The 14,890-nt window shown below is 71.9% G+C and carries 13 protein-coding genes; 10 read left to right on the top strand and 3 right to left on the bottom strand.

The window, feature by feature from the left end; genetic code table 11:
• Positions 1-124 precede the first annotated feature (124 nt).
• Genes ACQP00_RS43735 through ACQP00_RS43725 form a run of 3 tightly spaced genes read left to right on the top strand, consistent with a single transcriptional unit; the run spans position 125 to position 2,206 of the window.
• Entirely contained in the window at positions 125-865 is a 741-nt protein-coding gene (locus tag ACQP00_RS43735; protein WP_433208688.1) for an ABC transporter ATP-binding protein, read from the top strand.
• A 3-nt stretch (positions 866-868) separates the two neighbouring features.
• Positions 869-1,606, top strand: a complete 738-nt coding sequence (locus ACQP00_RS43730; protein WP_433208685.1) for an ABC transporter permease — start codon at positions 869-871, stop codon at positions 1,604-1,606.
• Positions 1,607-1,615: 9 nt separating this feature from the next.
• The gene (locus ACQP00_RS43725; RefSeq protein WP_433208682.1) at positions 1,616-2,206 is read left to right on the top strand and encodes a TetR family transcriptional regulator; all 591 of its coding nucleotides are present in this window, start codon (positions 1,616-1,618) and stop codon (positions 2,204-2,206) included.
• Here the strand turns inward: ACQP00_RS43725 and ACQP00_RS43720 are convergent.
• Positions 2,203-2,640: a hypothetical protein gene (locus ACQP00_RS43720; RefSeq protein WP_433208679.1), complete on the bottom strand. Its 438-nt coding sequence runs from the start codon at positions 2,638-2,640 to the stop codon at positions 2,203-2,205. The two genes, ACQP00_RS43725 and ACQP00_RS43720, sit on opposite strands and share 4 nt — an antisense overlap.
• A 61-nt stretch (positions 2,641-2,701) precedes the next feature.
• Positions 2,702-5,650, bottom strand: coding sequence for a hypothetical protein (locus ACQP00_RS43715; RefSeq protein WP_433208677.1), 2,949 nt, complete (start codon positions 5,648-5,650; stop codon positions 2,702-2,704).
• Between the two features lie 294 nt (positions 5,651-5,944).
• On the opposite strand from ACQP00_RS43715, the gene hisI reads away from it, so the two are divergent.
• The 4 genes from hisI to ligD are packed head-to-tail and all read left to right on the top strand — an operon-like array spanning position 5,945 to position 9,710.
• The gene (gene hisI, locus ACQP00_RS43710; RefSeq protein WP_433208674.1) at positions 5,945-6,292 is read left to right on the top strand and encodes a phosphoribosyl-AMP cyclohydrolase; all 348 of its coding nucleotides are present in this window, start codon (positions 5,945-5,947) and stop codon (positions 6,290-6,292) included.
• The gene (locus ACQP00_RS43705) at positions 6,289-7,824 is read left to right on the top strand and encodes an anthranilate synthase component I (protein WP_433208671.1); all 1,536 of its coding nucleotides are present in this window, start codon (positions 6,289-6,291) and stop codon (positions 7,822-7,824) included. The genes hisI and ACQP00_RS43705 overlap by 4 nt, the downstream gene beginning before the upstream one ends.
• A 59-nt stretch (positions 7,825-7,883) precedes the next feature.
• Positions 7,884-8,378: a Trp biosynthesis-associated membrane protein gene (locus tag ACQP00_RS43700; RefSeq protein WP_433208668.1), complete on the top strand. Its 495-nt coding sequence runs from the start codon at positions 7,884-7,886 to the stop codon at positions 8,376-8,378.
• 48 nt (positions 8,379-8,426) lie between these two features.
• Entirely contained in the window at positions 8,427-9,710 is a 1,284-nt protein-coding gene (gene ligD / locus ACQP00_RS43695) for a non-homologous end-joining DNA ligase (protein ID WP_433208665.1), read from the top strand.
• A 967-nt stretch (positions 9,711-10,677) separates the two neighbouring features.
• Here ligD and ACQP00_RS43690 read toward each other — a convergent pair.
• Positions 10,678-11,823 (bottom strand): hypothetical protein, encoded by a 1,146-nt coding sequence (locus ACQP00_RS43690; RefSeq protein WP_433208662.1) that lies wholly within the window; start codon positions 11,821-11,823, stop codon positions 10,678-10,680.
• Between the two features lie 173 nt (positions 11,824-11,996).
• On the opposite strand from ACQP00_RS43690, the gene trpC reads away from it, so the two are divergent.
• From trpC to trpA, 3 genes are read left to right on the top strand one after another with little or no spacing between them, the layout of a single operon-like run.
• A complete protein-coding gene (trpC, locus tag ACQP00_RS43685) occupies positions 11,997-12,800 on the top strand; it encodes an indole-3-glycerol phosphate synthase TrpC (RefSeq protein WP_350617520.1) in 804 nt (267 codons plus the stop codon).
• A 53-nt stretch (positions 12,801-12,853) separates the two neighbouring features.
• Complete coding sequence (gene trpB / locus ACQP00_RS43680) at positions 12,854-14,071, top strand: tryptophan synthase subunit beta (RefSeq protein WP_433224201.1); 1,218 nt, start codon at positions 12,854-12,856, stop codon at positions 14,069-14,071.
• Positions 14,068-14,865: a tryptophan synthase subunit alpha gene (gene trpA, locus ACQP00_RS43675; RefSeq protein WP_433208659.1), complete on the top strand. Its 798-nt coding sequence runs from the start codon at positions 14,068-14,070 to the stop codon at positions 14,863-14,865. The genes trpB and trpA overlap by 4 nt, the downstream gene beginning before the upstream one ends.
• Positions 14,866-14,890 lie beyond the last annotated feature (25 nt).

Genomic DNA, 14,890 nt, shown 5'->3' with positions numbered 1-14,890 from the left:
GCTGAAATTCGTGACTGTCGTCTTTGCGGGCTTGCTCCTGCGCGCGGATTTCATCTACCGTTGAGTTCATCAGGTGTTGAGTTCGACCCCCATCCAGGTTTCACCGCCAGGAAGGACCACCCCGATGAGCAACGCGATCGAGGTCGAGCACCTCGTGGTCGTGCGCGGCAAACGGCGGGTGCTGCACGACTTCACCTGCACCGTCCCCCAGGGCAGCGTCACCGGCCTGCTCGGCCCCAGCGGCAGCGGCAAGACGACCCTCATGCGCGCCGTCGTCGGCGTCCAGAAGGTCGCGAGCGGCACCGTCACCGTGCTCAGCCACCCCGCCGGCTCGGCGCCGCTGCGCGACAAGGTCGGCTACCTCACCCAGGCCCCCAGCGTCTACGCCGACCTGACCGTGCGGGAGAACGCGCGGTACTTCGCCTCGCTGTACGGCCTCGGCGCCAAGGACGCCGACGCGGCCATCTCCGACGTCGGCCTGAGCAAGGCCAAGGACCAGCTGGTCGGCCGCCTCTCCGGCGGGCAGCGGGCCCGCGCCTCGCTGGCCTGCGCGATCGTCGGCCGGCCGCAGCTGCTGGTGCTCGACGAGCCCACCGTCGGGCAGGACCCGGTGCTGCGCAACGAGCTCTGGCAGCGCTTCCACGCCATGGCCGCGGCCGGCTCCACGCTGCTCGTCTCCAGCCACGTGATGGACGAGGCGGGCCGCTGCGACCGCCTGCTGCTGATCCGCGAGGGGTACCTCATCGCCGATCAGACCCCCGCCGCGGTCCGCGAGTCCGCCGGCACCGACGACCTCGACGAGGCCTTCCTGCGCCTGGTTCAGGCCCACGAGACGGAAACGCTCGCGACGGAAACGGTGGGCTGAGCCATGTCCCTGCGACTGACCTTCGGCACCGCCGCGCGGATCCTGCGCCAGCTGCGCCACGACCGGCGGACCATCGCGCTCATCCTCGTGGTGCCGACGGTGCTGCTGACGCTGCTGCGGTACCTCTACGACGACAACCCGTTCCTGTTCGACCGGGTCGGCCTGATCATGCTCGGGGTCTTCCCGCTCGTGATCATGTTCCTGCTCACGAGTGTGGCGATGCTCCGCGAACGCACCAGCGGCACCCTCGAACGGCTGCTGACCACCCCGATCGGCAAGGTCGACATCCTGCTCGGCTACGGGCTCGCGTTCGCCGTGGCGGCCGCGGTGCAGGCGGCGCTCGCGTCGGCGCTCGCGTACTGGCTGCTGGGTCTGGACACCCTCGGCCCGGCCTGGCTGGTCGGTGTGATCGCCGTCGGCAACTCCGTCCTCGGCATGGCCCTCGGCCTGCTGGTCAGCGCGTTCGCCGACAGCGAGTTCCAGGCCGTGCAGTTCATGCCCGCTGTGGTACTGCCCCAGGTCCTGCTCTGCGGCCTGCTCCAGCCCCGCGACCGCATGCCCGGCTGGATGGAGGCGATCAGCGACGTGCTGCCCATGTCGTACGCCGTGCAGGCCCTCACCGAACTGGGCGCGCACCCCGACCCGACCGGCATCATGTGGCGCGACCTCGGCATCGTCGTCGGCTGCGTGGTCGTCGCCCTGCTCCTCGGCGCCGCGACGCTGCGCCGGCGCACCGCATAGGCTGATCCAATGGCTCGTACCGGTCGGCGCCCCGGCAACCAGGACACCCGCGAGGCGATCCTGGACGCGGCGCGCAAAGCCTTCGCCGAGCGCGGCTTCGACGGGGCGTCGATCCGGCAGATCGCGACCGGCGCGGGGGTCGACCCCGCGCTGGTGCACCACTACTTCGGGGCCAAGGACCAGCTGTTCCTGGCCACCATGAACGCCCCCATCGACCCCGGCCAGCTGCTGCCCCAGGTCTTCGAACCCGGCCTCGACGGCGTCGGCGAGCGGCTCGTGCGGATGTTCCTGTCCGTCTGGGACTCCCCGGCCGGCACGCCCGTCGTCGCCCTCGTCCGCAGCGCCATGCAGCACGACTGGTCGGCCCGCATGCTGCGCGAGTTCCTGGTCAGCCAGGTCCTGCGGCGCGCCACGCGGACCCTGGACCTCGACCCGGCCGAGGCCCCGACCCGGGCCTCCCTGGTCGCCTCGCAGATGATCGGGATGGCGATGCTGCGGTACATCCTGAAACTCGAACCCCTGGCATCGATGCCCCCCGAGGAGATCGTGCGCAACGTCGCGCCCACGATCCAGCGGTACCTGGCCGACCCGCTGCCCTAGTCGTCGGGGTCCGCGCAGTGCAGCCGCGCCTGCGGCGTCATGAGCAGCGCCACCATCCCCGCCGCGCCGAAGATCGGGAGCAGCCGCAGCCCGAGCGGCGCCTCCAGCACCCAGGCCAGCAGCGGCATCATCGTGCCGACGAACCCCCAGAACACCAGGCTCGACAGCCACGCCCAGTGCTCGCCGCGGCGCACCCGCACGCCGAGAAACACCAGGACCCCGGCCAGCGGTGACAGAAACAGCGCGGCGTTGAAGAACAGAACAAAATCCAGATATCCGGTACCGCCCTGAGCCACCGGATCCACCTGCATCCCCGACAGCAGCACGCCGAGCGCCGTCAGCGCGAGCGTGAACATGACGGCACCCACCGCGTTGAAACCCGTCACCGCGATGCGCACCTGCAGCGGTACGAACCGGCGCCCCCCGGCTGCCATGGCCCCAATCTATTCGCAAAAAGGCGGACCGGCGTCAACCGGCCCGCCTTCTGGTCGCTCCTTACAGTGACAGCACCCGCTCCAAGAAGTCCTTGTACTGCCGCAACGCCACCCGCAGCGCCTCGGTGTCAGGGTGCTTCGACGACTTCCCCGGGTTGAGCGCGTGCTGCTGCTCCTGCAACTTCTCGGCCAGGGTCTCGATCGCGTCACTGACCACAGCACTGGCGCGGGCAACCGCCTTCACCGGGTCGTCGACGAACTTCGACTCGGCCTTCACCAGCCGCGACCGGAACTTGTCAGCCCGCTTGCGCTTCCACAGCACAATCCGCTCTTCAACAATGTCCCCAGGCCGCAACGGCGCCGGCGCCACGGCCGCATACTCCAGCTCGTCCTCGTCGACCTCTTCCTCGTCCTCATCAACTTCCGCGACGACGAGCAGGACGCCTTCCTCAACCCCGTCCTCACCGGCGACATCGGCAACCACAAGCACAACGTCCTCGCCGGCGTCCTGGTCCTCGTCCTCATCGTCCTCAGCGGATGCGACGAGCTCGTCCTCGTCTTCGTCCTCGTCGTCCTCGTCAGCCGCAGCCACGACGACGTCCTCGTCTTCGTCCTCGTCGTCGGCCGCTTCGTCGGCCGCTTCGTCGGCCGCTTCGTCGGCCGCTTCGTCCGCGATCACCAGCACAACGGCGTCAACCTCGGCGGGCGCGTCCTCCTCGGCGTCTTCCTCGACAACCACGAGCACAATGTCCTCGCCCTCGGCGTCGCCTTCTTCGGCGTCGCCCTGGGCGGCGGTCTCGCCGGCATCGGCGTCGGCCACGATGAGCACGACGTCTTCGGCCTCAACCGCGGGCTCTTCGCCAGCGTCGGCCACCACAATCACGACGTCCTCGGCAGCCGCGTCGCCCGCCGCCTCGTCAGCCTCAGCCGCCAACTCCTCGGCAACGTCCTCAGCCGCAACGACCTCGGCCGCCTCCTCAAGAGCCGCCTCACGGGCAAGCTCAGCGTTGGTCTGCTCCTCGGCAATGGCAATCGTCTCGGGCGTGGCCGCGCTCTCGCCGTCCTCGTCCGCAACGGCCTCGACCACCGCCACCTCCTCGTCCGCCGCCTCGTCCGCCGCCTCATCCCCGGCAGCCTCAGCAACCGGCTCCTCCGCAACCTCAACGGCCTCGGCGTCGTCGCTGCTCTCGGCGGCGGGCTCCTCGGCGGCTTCCGCTGCTTCGGCTTCGGCGTCGTCGCTGCTCTCGGCGGCGACGTCCGCGGCGACCTCGGCAGCCGGCTCCTCGTCGGCCGACTCGTCCTCCGCAGCCTCAGCCTCAGCAACCGGCTCGTCGGCGACCTCGTCCTCGGCGTCGGCGTCGCTCTCCGCGGCGGGCTCCTCAGCAGCCTCTTCGTCCGACTCGGTGTCGGCCTCAGCGGCCGGCTCCTCGGTGGCTTCCGCGTCCCCGGCGTCGTCGGTGCTCTCGGCCTCGACGTCTTCGGCCACTTCGGCGGCCGGCTCGTCGGCGATCTCGGCGTCCGCAGCCTCGTCGGTCTCGGCGGTGGCGTCCTCGGCCACGGCGTCGGCAACCTCGGCGTCGTCAGCTTCGGCCGCGGCGTCTTCGGTGGTCTCGGCGTCAACGTCCTCTGCCACCTCGGCCGCCGGCTCTTCAGCGCCCTCGGCGTCCGCGGGCTCGTCGGTCTCCGCGGTCACGTCTTCCGCAACGGCGTCGGCGACCTCGGCGTCTTCGGTGCTCTCGGCGGCCGGCTCTTCCACGGTCTCGTCGGTCTCGGCGGCCACATCCTCCGCGACAGCGTCCGCGCCCTCGGCGTCCGCGGTCTCGTCGGTCTCGGCCGTGGCGTCTTCGGCAACCGTGTCGGCAACCTCGGCGTCTTCGGTGCTCTCGGCGGCCGGCTCTTCCGCGGGCTCGTCGGTCTCCGCGGTGGCGTCCTCGGCAACGACCTCGGCGTCGTCAGCCTCGGCCGCGGTGTCTTCGGTGGTTTCCGCGTCGACGTCCTCGGCCACGGCGTCGGCAGCCTCGGCGTCGTCGGTCTCGGCCACGGCGTCCTCGACGACCTCGGGCTCGTCCGCCGCCTCGTCGGTCTCGGCCGTGACGTCCTCGGTTGCAGCGTCGGCGGGCTCGTCGGTCTCGGCCGTGACGTCCTCCGCGACGGCGTCCGTGGGCTCGTCGGTCTCGGCTGCCACGTCCTCGGCGACAGCGTCCTCGGCGACCTCGGCGGCCGGCTCGTCCGCAGCCTCGTCGGTCTCGGCCGTGACGTCCTCGGCCACAGCGTCGGCGGGCTCGTCGGTCGCCACGTCCTCGGCGACAGCGTCCTCGGCGACCTCGGCGGCCGGTTCGTCCGCAGCGTCGTCGGTCTCGGCCGTGACGTCCTCGGCCACAGCGTCCGCGGGCTCGTCGGTCTCGGTCGCCACGTCCTCGGCGACAGCGTCCGCGCCCTCGGCGGTCGCGGTCTCGGCGGGTTCGGCGGCGATGTCCTCGGCGGCGGCGTCCGTGGGCTCAGCGTCCTCGGCGGGGTCGGTCAGTGTCGATGCGTCGTTCTCAAGCGTGATGTCCGACGTCTCCGTAGGCGTGGCGTCGGTCGGCGGCGTTTCGGCGTTCGTGAGCGGGTCGGCATCTGTGGTTGCCTCGCTCTCCGTTGGGGCGGCGGTCGAGTCGGTGATGGCCGGGGTGTCGTCCTCCGCGACGGCCTCGGTGTCCTCGACCCCGGTTGCCGGCCCGACGAGGGCCGAGATGTCGTCCGGCACGGCGACCGAGATCGCCGGGTCGTCCGCCAGGTGTTCGCCTTCGGCGAGTGGCTCCTCGGTGGAAGGGGAGGCGGGGGAGGCGTCAGCAGGCTCGGCCGCAGGGGCGTCGGTCGAGACGGCTTCGGTGGTGGTGGCTTCGGCTTCGGCGTCGAGCGGCTGGCGCGGCGACGGTACGACCGCCTCGGCCGTCTCGGCGGGGGCGTCCGCCGGTGGTTGGTCGGTCGGCGGGGTTTGGTCGTTCGGCGGGGTGAGGTTGGGTTGCATGGGTCCTCCGTCCGGCTCGGTCCGAACGGGGGCAGCCACCCGGTCGGACTGCTGGTTGGCTCAGCGCAGGGGTCGCGGACGCCGGGAGGCCGTGCGGCGCCCGGGACCGACGACCGCATGGCCGGACGGCTGGGGTGCCCCCTGGAAGACGGGTAGGGGGTGGCCGTCGGCAGGCGGGGAAGGGTGGACGACCGCTCAGATCTTCCTGGCGGCGCACCTGCAAGGTACCCCCTCAACACCAGCAGCCATAGACCCCAAACCGCCGAGTTCGTGCGGTGCGGGAGAATTGCCGTCGTGCCGTCGAACCTTGATCCAGAAGTCGCGAACCGTCTCCGTCGTAACGAGGCCGGGCTGGTGCCGGCGATCGTGCAGGAGCACGGCACCGGCGAGGTGCTGATGCTCGCGTGGATGGACGACGAGGCGCTGCATCGCACGCTCACCACGGGGCGGGCCACGTACTGGTCGCGCAGCCGCGGGGAGTACTGGGTGAAGGGCGAGACCTCCGGCCACCACCAGCACGTCAAGGCCGTCGCGATCGACTGTGACGGCGACACTTTGCTGGTCACGGTCGAGCAGACCGGCGCCGCGTGCCACACCGGCAACCACACGTGCTTCTACACCCCACTGGAGGTAACCGGATGACGACCGGCGCCGTGGCCCCCGACGAGGCCACCTTCCGCGAGCTCGCGCGCACCCGCCGTGTCGTCCCGGTGACACGCCGGCTGCTGGCCGACGGTGAGACCCCGGTCGGCGTCTACCGCAAGCTCGCCGGCGGCCCGGGCACGTTCCTGCTCGAGTCCGCCGAGCAGGGGGCGGGCGCGGCCGGGGCGGTGTGGTCGCGGTACAGCTTCATCGGTGTCCGCAGTGCCGCCACCCTCGTCGAGCGCGACGGGCGTGCGCACTGGCTCGGTGCGCCCCCGGCCAACGTCCCGCTCGACGGCGCCCCGACCGAGGTGCTGCGGGCCACGATCGCCGCGCTGACCGCCGACGACTCGGACCTGCGGGCGCTCAACCTGCCGCCGCTGTCCGGGGGGCTCGTCGGATTCCTCTCGTACGACGCGGTCCGCCGCTTCGAGCGCCTCCCCGACATCGCCCTCGACGACCTCGGCCACCCCGAGCTGGGGATGATGCTCGCCACCGACCTGGTCGCGCTCGACCACTTCGAGGGCGCCGCGCTGCTGATCGCCAACGCGGTGCTGCCGGAGGCGGGGGCCGACGAGGCGGCCGTGACCGCGGCGTACCACCAGGCCATCGGGCGGCTCGACGCGATGACCACCGCCCTGTCCCGGCCGACCCCGCCACTGGTGTCCACTGTGGACCGGGTGCCGCTCGGCGACGTGGTGAGCCGGACGCCGGCCGGGGAGTACCCGAAGGCGGTCGAGGTCGCGAAGGAGGCGATCCGCGCGGGGGAGTGCTTCCAGATCGTGGTCGCCCAGCGCTTCGAGCGCCCGACCGACGCCGACCCCCTCGACGTCTACCGGGTGCTGCGCACGACCAATCCGAGTCCGTACATGTACCTCCTGCGCTTCGAGGGCTTCGATGTGGTCGGGTCCTCGCCGGAAGTACACGTGAAGGTCGATGGAAGAAGAGCGCTGCTGCACCCCATCGCGGGCACCCGCTGGCGTGGGGCGACGCCGGAGGAGGACGCGGCGCTCGCGGCGGACCTGCTCGCCGACCCCAAGGAGCGTTCCGAGCACGTGATGCTCGTCGATCTCGCCCGCAACGACCTCGGCCGGGTGTGCAAGCCGGGCACGGTCGAGGTGCCGGAGTTCATGACCGTCGAGCGGTACTCGCACGTCATGCACATCGTCTCCACCGTCGTCGGCGAGCTCAACGACGACCGCACCGCCTTCGACACCCTCGCCGCCACCTTCCCCGCCGGCACCCTGTCCGGCGCCCCGAAGGTCCGCGCGATGGAGATCATCGAGGAGCTCGAACCGACCCGCCGCGGCCTGTACGGCGGGGTCGTCGGCTACTTCGGCTTCGGCGGCGACATGGACACCGCGATCGCCATCCGCACCGCCCTGCTGCGCGACCGCATCGCGTACGTGCAGGCCGGGGCCGGCATCGTCGCCGACTCCGACCCGATCGCGGAGGAGACCGAGACGCGCAACAAGGCCGCGGCGGTGCTGGCCGCCATCGCGACCGCCGAGACGCTGAAGCCCGCCCGATGACGTTGACCGGACGGCGCGGACTGGCGACGACAGCGGGAGCCTGCGCCGTTGCTGCTGCGTTGGTACTGCTGGCAGCCACCCGATCCTGGCAGGCCCTTTCCGTCGCCCAGCCCGCGCCGCTGCCACCCCTGCACACCGACCGCACCGGCACCGAGCTGGCGCCGTGGCTCCCGGCGCTCGCGGTGGTCGCGCTGGCCGGGGCGGGCGCGTTGTTCGCGACGCGCGCGGTGGCCCGGCTGGTGGTCGGGGTGCTGCTGCTGGTCGCCGGGGCCGGGATCGTGGTCGCCGCGCTGGCCACCTTGGGCGACGACGTCAAGCTCGTGTGGCCGCTGCTGTGTGTCCCGCTGGGGCTGGTCGTACTGGCTTCGGGGCTGGTGACGGTGCGGGTGGGACGGTCGTGGCCGGGCATGGGTTCGCGGTACGAGCGGCCGTCTGTTGCTTCTTCTTCTTCTTCCGAGTCTCCGGCTGCTCCGGCCCGGAAGCGGGACCCGGACACCGAGCTGTGGGATGCGCTGGACCGGGGCGAGGACCCGACGGACGACGACCGCCGCTGAGGCGCTGAAGGCCGGGCGGCGGGAGATCGGCCCTAGTAGGGTCGGCGCATGGCGAGCAGCGCTGAGCACGTGATCGAGGTCGCCGGGCGCGAGGTGACGATCACCAATCCGGACAAGGTGTACTTCCCGAAGTCCGGCCGCACCAAGCTCGACGTGGTGCGCTACTACCTGGCCGTGGCCGACGGCGCCCTGCGCGGGGCGGGCGGGCGGCCGATGGCGCTCAAGCGGTACGTGAACGGCATCGAGGGCGAGGCCTTCTTCCAGAAGCGCGCACCCGCCAAACGCCCAGAATGGATCGAGACGGCGGAGCTGCGGTACCCGTCCGGGCGTACCGCGGAGGAGGTCGTCCTGCGCGACGCCGCCCAGCTGGCGTGGGTCGTGAACCTCGGCTGCCTGGAGCTGCACACCCACTCGGTGCTCGCCGAGGACCTCGACCACCCGGACGAGCTGCGCATCGACCTCGACCCGGTGCCGGGCGTCCCGTGGGGCCAGGTCGTGGACGTGGCGCTGATCGCCCGCGAGGTCCTGGAGGAGTACGGCCTGGCCGGCTGGCCCAAGACCTCAGGCTCCCGCGGCTTCCACATCTACGCGCGCATCGAGCCGCGGTGGACCTTCGCCGAGGTACGCCGCGCCGCCGAAGGCTTCGCCCGCGAGGTCGCCCGCCGCGCTCCCGATCTCGCGACCGGCGCGTGGTGGAAGGAGGAGCGGCAGGGCGTGTTCCTCGACTACAACCAGAACGCCAAGGACCACACCACCGCCTCGGGCTTCTCGATCCGCCCGTCCGAGGAGGCCAAGGTCTCCACCCCGCTGAGCTGGGACGAGGTGCCGGGTTGCGACCCGGCGGCCTACACCATGGACACGGTCCCCGGCCGCCCCGACCCCTGGACCGGCATCGAACACGCCCGCGGCTCCCTGGAACCCCTGCTGGAGCTGGCGTCGACCTTCAAGAAGCGAGCCCCGGCCAAGAAGGGCGCCGGCCGGCGCCAGCCGACCATGCCCCTGATCGAGATCACCCGCACCGCGACGCGCGAGGAGGCCCTGGCCGACCTCGACCGCTGGAAGGACCGCCACCCCAAGGTCTGGCCGCTCCTGGAACCGGCCGACGTCCTGGTCGACTCCATGCGCGGCATCAATTCCGTCTGGTACCGCATCCGCGTCAACCTGATCCACGTCCCGGAGGCGGAGCGTCCGGAGCAGGAACCGCTGGAACACGACTTTGATCCATTTGCCAAATGGAAGGAGATGGCAGCGCGAGGCGAAATCCCAGCTCGGTGGCGCCGTCCTGACGCGACTCCGGCCTCTGGCGACGAGGCTGAGAATCCGCCTTCGTAGCACCGCGTGTTGGGGTGGTAACCGGATCCCTGATCAACTTGGTGGGGGTTGATAGCGTGGGAAGACCGGAACGCCCCGCCGCCGCACGTCCCGCAGTCGCCGTTGTTCGTGTCGCGTCGGCCTTTGCAGCCCGGGCTTGCTGGCTCGTTCGGCTCTTACGCCCGCGCGCGCGTTCACGCCGGCCCTCTATGGCTTGGCTGGTCGGCGGGGTTCGGCCGCTTGGACTGGGGAGCACCGGGCCACAACTGGTCGTGGGTTTGGGGCGCCTTCGGCCTGCCCTATGCAACGGCGTTGGCGTGGTCCGGACCGTAGTTTGGTCACCTTTCGGTGGTCCAGGTCGTGGTTCGGTTCCGGGTTCGTTGTGGTCGTCGTTCGGTGGTGCCGGTTCGTGGGCGCCTGCGGCGAAGAAAGCAGTTTCCGGTTCGTTGTTGGTTGCGGGCCGTGGCGCCGGAGGCGCCAGAAACGATCTTCCGGCTCGATGTGGGTGGCGGGCCGGGGCGCCTTGCGGCGCCAGGGTGACGCTTGCGGTTCGCGCAGCGAGGGGCGAGGGGCGAGGGCGAGGGGCGCCGGAGGCGGGCACCCGGAGGCGGGCACCCGGAGGCGGGCACCCGGAGGCGGGCACCCGGAGGCGCCGGAGAGGCTCCAGATCTTGCGGTTTGCGCAACGGAGGAAGCTGCAGGCGGGCGCGGCTCGGTCTGACGCGGCTTGCCCGGCTTGAGACCCCAGCGGGGCAGCTGCCTGACGCAAGTTCTGACATGAGTTGACGCAAGCTCAACCCAACCCAACCCAACCCAACGCAACCCAGCCCAGCCCAGCCCAGGCCAGGCCGCTTCTGGCCGGCCGAGCTCAGCCCGTCCGTTGAGGTTTGGTGCTGTGCGCGGGGTCAGCGCGCTCGTGGGTCGGATCAAGAGAGAAGGAGGCGCGGCGGGGCGCGTTGCTGTGTGAGATCAGGGAGAGCAAAAGAGCGTCAGTGGGCGGGCTCCGGTTCGTCGATCCAGCCGGCCATCAGTACCAGGCCCGTCGGTCGGTGCACCGCGAAGTAGCCGAACGGTTCGTCGAAGCGGACCGTCACCTGCAGGCGTCTCGCCGTGGCCGGGGGCGGCGGATCGTACGCGAGCGGCACGATCGGGGTCTGCGTCACCGGGGCCGCGCGGAAGCCCGGAGCCGTGAAGGCCGCCGCCACGCTCACCGCGGCCGCTGAAACCCGCAGCGGTGCGGAGCTGATCCCCGGGAACGCTGACGGGGTCGAAGCCGCCCGCAAGCCGAAGGCATCCGGAAGTGACGGGGAGCCGAGCACGGTCGAAGGCGTCCGAAGACCGGAGGCGTCCGCAGCAGCAGGGGCCAGCAGGTCGTGCGCCAGCGAAGCGGCGAAGCGCGGAACTTTCACCACCAGCTCCGGTGTCGGGTCGGAGGCGTCCACCAGTGCCGACACCACGCCCGGGCCCTTGCGTGCGGGCGTGGCGGACGGGAACGACGACACCGCTGCCGCGAGGACCGTCTGCGGCGAGGCCTGGCCGGCCGCGGTGCACAGGATGACGTCGACCTCGTCGGTGCCGGTGATCGTCAGCAGGGTGATCGGGGCGGCAGGAGTCGAGAGAACGCGTAGCGGGGTCAGGTCGGCGGTGCGGCGGTGCAGCGATGCCAGGCGGCGGCCTGCCCACGGGCCGGAGAACGGGCGCAGCACGCCGTCGGTGAACGGGGTTGTCCAGTCCGCCGTCACTGCCAGGGCCGCGGCGAGGATGAGGGTGTCCTCGTCCGCGCCGGGTAAGTGGAAGGGCGGGACGGGGGCACCGGTCTGGGCGGCCGCCCACGCGTCCAGCAGCGGGCGGTCGATCAGCGGGTCGCCGGTCAGGCGGGGGTCCGCGCGCGCCGCCCAGTCCAGCGTGAGCGGGGTGCCCTCGCGGGTCCACAGGCCCAGGGCGCCGCGCAACGGGAGGTCCAGCGGGGTGGGGGCCACGGCCGACAACTCAAATGCCGCGCGGCCGGTCGCCACGGAGGCCAGCAGGGCCAGCAAGGGATAGATGGCCGCCGCCGAGAAAGCCGCCGGGAACGCGGCTGCGGCGGTCATGGACGCCCAGGTGGCCGTCAATGTGTTTGCCCGCGTCACGCTCATGCCGACACCCTAGAGCGGGGGTACGACAAAACTCGGCGGCGAGGCATTATGCCCTAGCCACTCAGGTAATGTCGGCCATACCCCCGCGACCGTCCACTGACCGGGGGCGACCTAGCATCGGTCGCATGACCACCGGAGAGGGGAGCTCCTTGATCAACGCGGAAAGCGGCCGGGTGCTCGACGAGATCCTCGCCGGAGTGCGCGAGGACCTGGCGGTCCGCGAGGCCCAGGTGCCCCTGGCAGAGATCAAACAGCGCGCCGCCGAGGCTCCGCCGCCGCGGGACGCCTATGCCAAGTTGCGTGCGCCCGGTGTCGGCGTGATTGCCGAGGTCAAGCGGGCCTCCCCGTCCAAGGGGGCGCTGGCCGAGATCCCGGACCCGGCGGAGCTCGCGAAGGAGTATGCGGCCGGCGGGGCCCGCTGTGTCAGCGTGCTGACCGAGGGCCGGTGGTTCGGCGGCAGCCTGGACGACTTCGCCGCCGTGCGGGCCGCGATCGACATCCCGATGCTGCGCAAGGACTTCGTCGTGTCGTCCTACCAGGTGCACGAGGCGCGGGCCTACGGGGCCGACCTGGTGCTGCTGATCGTCGCCGCGCTCGACCAGAACACGCTGTCCGGGCTGCTCGACCGCATCGAGAGCCTCGGCATGACGGCGCTGGTCGAGGTGCACGACGAGGAGGAGACCGACCGTGCGCTGGAGGCCGGTGCGCGGGTGATCGGCATCAACGCGCGCAACCTGCGCACGCTGGAAGTTGACCGGACGGTGTTCGAGCGGATCGCGCCGGGGCTGCCGGCCGAGGTCGTCAAGATCGCCGAGTCGGGGGTGCGGGGGCCGCACGACCTGATCCGCTACGCGTCCGCCGGTGCCGACGCGGTGCTGGTCGGCGAGGGGCTGGTCACGCAGAAGAGCCCGCGCGACGCGGTCGCCGAGCTGGTCACGGCGGGCAGCCACCCGGCCACCCCGCGGGCGGCCCGGTGAGCACGTTCCTGTCGGCGGCCGGGCAGCCACCCGGCCACCCCGCGGGTGGCCCGGTGAGCGCGTTCCTGTCGGCGGCCGGGCTGCTGCCCGATCCGGAGGGGCACTTCGGCACGTACGGCGGGCGCTTCGTCCCCGAGGCGCTCATCGCCGCGCTCGACGAGCTCGACGCCGCCTATCGCCACGCGCAGGCCGACGAGGCGTTCCAGGCGGAGTTCGGGCGGCTGCTGCGCGACTACGCCAACACGCCGAGCCCGCTGTACCGGGCCGAGCGCCTTGCCCGCGGTACCGGAGCGACGATCTTTCTCAAACGCGAGGATCTGAACCACACGGGCGCCCACAAGGTCCGCAACGTCCTCGGCCAGGCCCTGCTGACCAAGCGCATGGGCAAGTCGCGGGTGATCGCCGAGACCGGAGCGGGGCAGCACGGCGTGGCCAGCGCCACCGCCTGCGCGCTGCTCGACCTCGAGTGCGTCGTGTACATGGGCGAGGAGGACACCCGCCGCCAGGCCCTCAACGTCGCCCGGATGCGCATGCTCGGCGCCACCGTGATCCCGGTGACGACCGGGTCGAGGACGCTCAAGGACGCGATCAACGAGGCCCTGCGCGACTGGGTGACCAACGTCGACGACACACACTACCTGCTGGGCACCGCGGCCGGGCCGCACCCGTTCCCGGCGATGGTGCGCGACTTCGTCGGCGGGATCAGCGTCGAGGCCCGACGCCAGATCCTCGAGCAGACCGGCAAGCTTCCGGACGCGGTCGCGGCGTGCGTCGGCGGCGGTTCCAACGCGATCGGCGCGTTCCACGCGTTCGTGCCCGACGAGGGCGTGCGGCTGTTCGGCTTCGAGGCGGGCGGCGACGGGGTCGACACCGGCCGGCACGCGGCCAGCATCACCGGTGGCTCCACGGGTGTACTCCACGGTGCCCGCACCTACCTCCTGCAGGACGAGGACGGCCAGACCGTCGAGTCGCACTCGATCTCGGCCGGGCTGGACTACCCGGCGGTCGGGCCGGAGCACGCGTACCTGCACGACATCGGGCGCGCGGCGTACGAGCCGGTCACCGACGCCGAGGCGATGGACGCGTTCAAGCGCCTGTGCCGCAGCGAGGGCATCATCCCGGCCATCGAGAGCGCGCACGCGGTCGCCGGGGCCCTGCGGGTCATCCCGCGGCTCGCCGCCGACCTGGGCCGCGAGCCGACCGTGATCATCTGCCTGTCCGGCCGCGGCGACAAGGACATGGACACCGCGCGGGAATGGTTCGACGTATGAGCACGCAGGACGCGTTCGACAAGGCCCGGGCCGAGGGCCGTGGCGTGCTCATCGGCTACCTGCCGGCCGGCTTCCCGGACGTCCCGACGGCCACGGACGCGATCAAGGCCATGATCGACAACGGTGTGGACGTGGTCGAGGTCGGGCTGCCGTACTCCGACCCGGTCATGGACGGCCCGACCATCCAGCGCGCCACCGAGGCCGCCCTGCGGGCCGGGTTCCGGGTCCGCGACGGGCTGCGCACCGTGGAGGCGGCCGCCGCGACCGGCGCGCCGATCCTCACCATGACCTACTGGAACCTCGTCGAGCGCTACGGTGTCGAGCGCTTCTCGGCCGACCTCGCGCAGGCGGGCGGGGCCGGGCTGATCACGCCGGACCTGATCCCCGACGAGGCCGGCGAGTGGATCACCGCTGCCGACCAGCACGGGCTCGACCGGGTCTTCCTGGTCTCGCCGTCCTCGACCGACGCGCGGATCGCGAGCACGGTCGCGCAGTGCCGCGGTTTCGTGTACGCCACGAGCGTCATGGGCGTCACCGGCGCCCGTGACCGGACCAGCAGCGCCGCGCCGGTGATCGTCTCCCGGGTGCGCGCGGCCGGGTCGAGCGTGCCGGTCGCCGTGGGGCTCGGCGTGTCCAACGGCGCGCAGGCGGCCGAGGTGGCCTCCTTCGCCGACGGCGTGATCGTCGGCAGCGCCCTGGTCCGGTGCCTGCTCGAGGCCGACAGCCCGGCGGCCGGCGTGGCCGCGGTGGGCAAGCTGAGCGCCGAACTCGCCGAGGGCATGCGCCGGAACTAACCCGTCCAGGGCTCGTTGAGTCCCT

It is taken from the genome of Dactylosporangium sp. CS-047395 (genome assembly GCF_050942185.1).
Lineage (GTDB): Bacteria > Actinomycetota > Actinomycetes > Mycobacteriales > Micromonosporaceae > Dactylosporangium.
Note: the sequence above shows the minus strand (reverse complement) of the source record. Positions and strands in the feature narration are given on the sequence as shown.

What these genes read in the sequence shown, in the direction of transcription:
- ACQP00_RS43735 (WP_433208688.1), top strand. Translation starts at nt 125, where the DNA reads ATGAGCAACGCGATCGAGGTCGAGCACCTCGTGGTCGTGCGCGGCAAA.
- ACQP00_RS43690 (WP_433208662.1), bottom strand. Translation starts at nt 11,823, where the DNA reads ATGAGCGTGACGCGGGCAAACACATTGACGGCCACCTGGGCGTCCATG.
- ACQP00_RS43705 (WP_433208671.1), top strand. Translation starts at nt 6,289, where the DNA reads ATGACGACCGGCGCCGTGGCCCCCGACGAGGCCACCTTCCGCGAGCTC.
- ligD (WP_433208665.1), top strand. Translation starts at nt 8,427, where the DNA reads ATGGCGAGCAGCGCTGAGCACGTGATCGAGGTCGCCGGGCGCGAGGTG.
- ACQP00_RS43715 (WP_433208677.1), bottom strand. Translation starts at nt 5,650, where the DNA reads ATGCAACCCAACCTCACCCCGCCGAACGACCAAACCCCGCCGACCGAC.
- ACQP00_RS43730 (WP_433208685.1), top strand. Translation starts at nt 869, where the DNA reads ATGTCCCTGCGACTGACCTTCGGCACCGCCGCGCGGATCCTGCGCCAG.
- trpA (WP_433208659.1), top strand. Translation starts at nt 14,068, where the DNA reads ATGAGCACGCAGGACGCGTTCGACAAGGCCCGGGCCGAGGGCCGTGGC.
- ACQP00_RS43720 (WP_433208679.1), bottom strand. Translation starts at nt 2,640, where the DNA reads ATGGCAGCCGGGGGGCGCCGGTTCGTACCGCTGCAGGTGCGCATCGCG.
- ACQP00_RS43725 (WP_433208682.1), top strand. Translation starts at nt 1,616, where the DNA reads ATGGCTCGTACCGGTCGGCGCCCCGGCAACCAGGACACCCGCGAGGCG.